Origin of the sequence: Paracoccus sp. JM45 (assembly GCF_003590715.1) — a bacterium.
GTDB lineage: Bacteria > Pseudomonadota > Alphaproteobacteria > Rhodobacterales > Rhodobacteraceae > Paracoccus.
Genome location: NZ_QQVY01000044.1, coordinates 1 through 5,528, shown reverse-complemented (window position 1 = coordinate 5,528; position 5,528 = coordinate 1). Strand labels below are relative to the sequence as shown.

The following is a 5,528-nucleotide window of genomic DNA, read 5'->3' as shown; positions in this document are numbered from 1 at the left end:
AAAATGGGCGCACGAACCTTCAGTGATCTGTTCAAAGCCCTCGGCGACATCTGCAATATGTTCTCGCCCCAAGAGTGCTGGAACTACTTCCACGCGGCAGGGTATGTATCAGGTTATGGCCGAAACGCTCTAGCCCAAGTGAATTTTGCGTTTTTTACAGTTCGCAAGGATTGAAAATTTCAGACCAATGGAACATAAGGCCGGTACTTTAGCACCGCGCGCATCTGTATTCCCATCAACTTCGCTGGGACAGTCAAAACAGATGAAAATTGACGGAAAGTCTTGTCATGAAAGGAATATTTCATGGTTTATAAGCGTCGAGTTGATCTGTTTTATCACGGCTTTGAAGAAAAAGCGCTGGACCGGCCTTTTGGTAGATTGCAATCGAGATTGCATCTGACAGCGCGAACAGCGTATCGTAGATTGAGGCACAGGCAGCTTTATACTGGATTTTATACCGCGTTTAGAAACCTCAGGCACGGTCTAGAAAGGCTTGGTGTCGATGTGCATGTCAACGATTTCAGCTATGCACGCAAAAACCCCAATCAAGCTATCGGTATAGCTGGATTTCCGCAGGTTTATAACAAAGTACGACTGCCTAATCCAGCGGTTTTCGGTCCTGGCTATGTGCCGCGACCGGACGAGTTGGATGAGATGACCGCAAGTCAAAACATTAGAATATTTACCCAACCTTCAGAATGGTACTGCGAGATATGGCGTGAAAAACTGGGCGATCGTATTCAGCCCATGTTTGTGCCGATCATTATGAGTGATTGGCCGGACCTATCCAAGACCTCTAAACGGCACGATGTTATCATTTATGATAAAATCCGCTGGAATCGTGATGCAATGGTACCTCGCATTCTTGGCAGAATGCAGGAGCGTCTGCATATGCAAGGTTTAAGTTCAGTCATACTACGATATGGCAATCACCAGTTGGGTGATTTTAAAGCAGCCCTTAGCAGTAGCAGAGCTATGATTTTTCTTTGCGAACACGAAACACAAGGATTGGCATATCAAGAGGCAATGGCATCAGGCATACCGATATTGGCATGGAACGAGGGCACGCTAGTCGATCCGGTAGAAAAAAAACTTGTACCAAATGGTGTATTTGCTCCATCCGTTCCGTATTTCGACGAGCGTTGCGGTACGACGTTCACCGAAGAAAGCGTAGAGGCATCGTTTGACCAATTCTGGGCTGCGCTTTCTCAATTCGATCCCCGATCTTACGTCGAAGATAACCTGAGCGTTGAAAGAAGTGCATATATATATTTAAAGCTTTTGGATCAGGCTGGTACCCGATAAAATATTGATCAATCTAAAGTATAACTTTTTAGTCTAGGATCTGTTGACAAAAGGGATTCACGGCGGGGAATGGATGTGATTCAAGCTGGTATCTGCAAAGGAAACCATCTTGGCACGAAACCTCATGTTGGACGAGGAGTGGATGTTCTTTGAACATTTCATTCGCACTGTCCGCGCTCCGAACGGACGCAAACCAACCAATCACCGCCTCGTTCTCCATGGCGAGATCTACCGGAGGAATTTGGCAAGTGGTCCGGCGTTTACCGACAGTTCCGGCGCTGGACACTGGCAGGTCTCTGGGAGCAGATCATGGATGCCCTGAACGAGAGTGGGGCTGCACCAGATGCCCTGCAAATGGTTGATAGCACCGTGATCCGCGCGCACCATCAGGCAGCGGGTGCTAAAGGGGGACTTCGCGCCAGGGTTTCGGGCGCTCAAAAGGTGGCTTTACGACCAAAATTCATCTCCGCGTCAATACGGCCGGCTTGCCGATGAGAACCGAGATCACGCCAAGCCAGTAATCTGATTATAAGGGCTTCGAACTGGTCATGACCGACAATCTGACCATGCCAAGCGTGATGCTTGCGGACAGAGGCTATAATGCTGACAGTATTCGTAAAAACATAGAGGCGCGGGACGTGCTAACCCAGATCCCGATGCGAAAATCACGTAAGATGCGCGTCGGTGTAGACCACGCACTTTATGCACTGCGCAACCTTGTTGAACGGTGCTTCAACAAGCTAAAAAACGCCCGACGTGTTGCCACCCGTTATGACAAGACCGCCGAGAGCTTTATTGGCTTCGTAGACATCACATCGATCCGTCTCTGGATCCGTTATTTGTCAACATGACCTAAGTACACAAGTTTCATCATCTTGCCGGTGATAATATCATATCCAAAATCAAAACTGACTGTATTGTTAGATTTTTCAATCTGATAACTTCATTCTCTTATTAAAGATATCGCTCCCTCGCGCCAGATCCAAAGCTGCTGATAAGTCGTTTTATGCAGCAGTTTGAATGCAGGGGATCCGGTCTGCCGCAGATTGTGGATATCTGACAGTCATCGGAACACACCAGCTGTTCCACCGAAATGAAACCTGCCGGAGACTGACACAATGAAAACCCCGATGATCGCCCTGACCATGGCAACCGATGCCCGCAACGAGCGCCCGACACGATCTCGACCGCAGCAGCCGTCGATACCATGCACGTTCCCGCTGACTTGGTGATGACGGCTGTCGAACTAGCCCGCGCCGGCATTGCTGCTGACACCATGGTGACGATCACCTCGTTCCCGACCAACACTGCCATCGCCTCCAACAACTAGGATCGCTGATCCCGTCTTTTAGGCGACGGTCTGATCCCTATGCGCAAGACCGCTGTATCCGAAAGGGACCGGCGGTCTTTCTGTATGAGGGTGACAGTTTTTAAGCTGACATTGCTTTTGTCAGGCCAACGCCTGTCCAGTGTTCCCGGCCCGACCACGGCCCTGCCCGCCTTGCAGCAGGCGACGCTTTACTCAGTCTCTTTTGGCGGTCTGCTCTGGAGAGGAAACATATCCTCGCCATAGAAATGCAGCTGGATGTGATGGCGCCGGCACAGCCATCTGACATTTAGAGGCTCGTCGTAGTGGTCATGATGGGCGTCCACCCTGAGAGCTCCGCAGACCTCGCAGCCTTGCCGTTCCAGCTTGCCGGATCCAATCGCTGCGGCCACAGCCCGATGGGCGTCGTATTTATGCAGATTAGCGCGCCTCCATCTGGACTGGAGGGCTTTTTTCTCGGACATGCGACCTCCCATACTGAGATATCTGGGGTCGACGCTAAAGGACCTTTGCCAAATCTCCAATGAACAAAGCTATTTGAGTGTCCGCGTGCTTCTGCAGAGCCTACCGAGTGTTTTCCAGATATCACCGTTTCTTTTGCGCGGGACCGATGGTTCGCTTATCTTTGATTGAGACACAAGATAAGGAGCGGTTTTGATGGCTGGACACAGCAGGATTTCGACTGTGTCACAATCGCAGGTTTGTGACATATGCTGATCGGCTATGCGCGGGTCTCGACCGCAGACGGGCGGCAGTCGCTTGACCTGCAGCATGACGCCCTGATCGCCGCTGGGGTGGCGCAGGACCAGATCTATTCCGATCAGGCGTCCGGCAAGAAGGACGACCGGCCAGGATTGCATGCCTGTCTCAAGGCGCTGCGCGAGGGCGATGTGCTGACCGTGTGGAAGCTCGACCGTCTGGGACGCAGCCTGCATCATCTGGTGAAGACCGTGACCCTGCTGACAGAGCGTGGGATCGGGTTGAGGGTGCTGACCGGCCAAGGCGCGGCCATCGACACCACCACAGCTGCCGGACGGCTGTCCTTCGGCATCTTTGCCGCTCTGGCCGAGTTCGAAAGCGAGCTGATCCGCGAACGCACTATGGCGGGGCTGACCTCGGCACGTGCACGGGGCCGCAAAGGCGGGCGCAGGTTTGCCTTGAGCAAGGCGCAGGTGCGTCTGGCACAAGCTGCCATGGCCAACCGCGAGACCTCGGTGACCAGCCTGAGCAAAGAACTGGGGATCCGGCCTGTCACCCTCTACCGCTATGTCGATTCCACCGGACAGCTGCGGGATTATGGCAAAAGGGTGCTGGAGGGATAACACGGGGGTTGCTGCGTTCCAGAGCCGAGATAGGCGTCTGGCAGATTTCCCGCGTTTTCCACCCCCCCGAATGCTGTCTTTTCGAGTGTCGGAAAGATCATATTCCGGCAACAATTTCCAAGCTGGCAGGACCCGAAATTTATGCCTTTCAGGGTCTGCCGTCATGCCAGCCCGTGGATCATTTCTACGCTCGAAACGCTGTGATTTCCTCGCTTTCGGACGGGGTCGCATTCTCTGTCCCAAAGGTCCTGCGGCGTCCTGAATACCAAGCGTCGCGGCTGCCAAAAAAACCAGTGCCGCCTGAATGTTCGGATGGCTTGAAGGAAGTTTGCGGCGACCAAATCCGGCCAAAAAACGCGCCCAAATTAGACCCGCCGAAACGGCGCGAAAAGCGTCGAAATGGGCAGGTTCTCCGGTATACATAGCTGTACAACAGGCTGGAAGTGCCGGACGACTATGTATTTTTTACAGGGTAAGTGCCGGACGGGTATGTATATTCCCGGCTGCAACGATGCAGCGACCCCTGCTGAAATAAGAGCGTCCGCTCCAGCATGGCCGTCGGGGGCTTCCTGACCGCATCGCAGCCCCTCTAGAAAACCGCCGATTTGCAGGCTGGACGTGAGGTGGGGAGATGAAACGCAACCCAGATATGCCGCCAGAGGCTCTGAGATCGCCGCTGAGGCGCATTAAGGCAATTTCCGCACCAATGCCATGCAAAACACGAAAACGCCAGCTCAGGCGCGATTTTTAAGGGCCCTTATCTCAGCCAACTGCAGCGTGGACAAACATGCGCGTGCCAACGCCTGATTTTGGAGCCGCAAGATTAACAATCAGCGTTGCAATCATCCAAAAGCAGAGCGCCCCCCAAGCACCTGTTTTGGAGACTGCCAAGCACCCCCAAAAACCCATGGATCCGTTCAATACATCCCTGCATACTAAGCTAGTAGTAACGGACGGGTATGTATCAAACAGGCCGTTAGTGACGGACAGGTATGTGTTAAACCCGGGGTTAGTGACGGACCGCTATGTATCAACCCGATGGGTAAGTGACGGACGGGTATGTATCGAAAAGTTCATCTTATGCCGTGCAGCAGTGCGCAAAAGCTGCCCCGAAGCCGATATCCGGACTGGAGAAACTGCTGAATTCAGCGGAGCTAAAAACGGCGCAGCGTGACAGGCATTTAGCACGTGTAACGCTGCCCAAAACGCATTTCCTGCCCTTACCATTCCAGACCCTCAAAAACGCCTAGGCTGATGTGTCAGGCAGATCACATGTCCTGCGCTGGCAAGAGGCGGTTTTCAGCGCTGGCGTAGCAGCGTCGGAAACCTTCAAAAAACCTGCGTCGCGTTTCGGCACCGATTATAACGAGCTGCAACATATGAGGAAAATTAGAAAACAGTGCACAGGACTGTTTTCTCGATGATTTCCCGGTTTTTGGAACTAGAGCGTTTCGGTCTTAACCTAATACATACCCTGCCGCGTGGAAGTAGTTCCAGCACTCTTGGGGCGAGAACATATTGCAGATGTCGCCGAGGGCTTTGAACAGATCACTGAAGGTTCGTGCGCCCATTTT

3 protein-coding genes and 1 pseudogene are annotated in these 5,528 nt (G+C 52.7%); all 4 read left to right on the top strand.

Features of this window, described 5'->3' with window-relative positions:
• Positions 1 to 303: 303 nt before the first annotated feature.
• Positions 304 to 1,305 (top strand): glycosyltransferase, encoded by a 1,002-nt coding sequence (locus DWB67_RS17455; RefSeq protein WP_119808817.1) that lies wholly within the window; start codon positions 304 to 306, stop codon positions 1,303 to 1,305.
• A 124-nt stretch (positions 1,306 to 1,429) separates the two neighbouring features.
• A pseudogene (locus tag DWB67_RS17450) lies at positions 1,430 to 2,156 on the top strand (IS5 family transposase).
• Positions 2,157 to 2,512: 356 nt separating this feature from the next.
• Positions 2,513 to 2,635 (top strand): hypothetical protein, encoded by a 123-nt coding sequence (locus DWB67_RS18540; protein ID WP_255418750.1) that lies wholly within the window; start codon positions 2,513 to 2,515, stop codon positions 2,633 to 2,635.
• 707 nt (positions 2,636 to 3,342) lie between these two features.
• The gene (locus DWB67_RS17440; protein WP_119808816.1) at positions 3,343 to 3,954 is read left to right on the top strand and encodes a recombinase family protein; all 612 of its coding nucleotides are present in this window, start codon (positions 3,343 to 3,345) and stop codon (positions 3,952 to 3,954) included.
• Positions 3,955 to 5,528 lie beyond the last annotated feature (1,574 nt).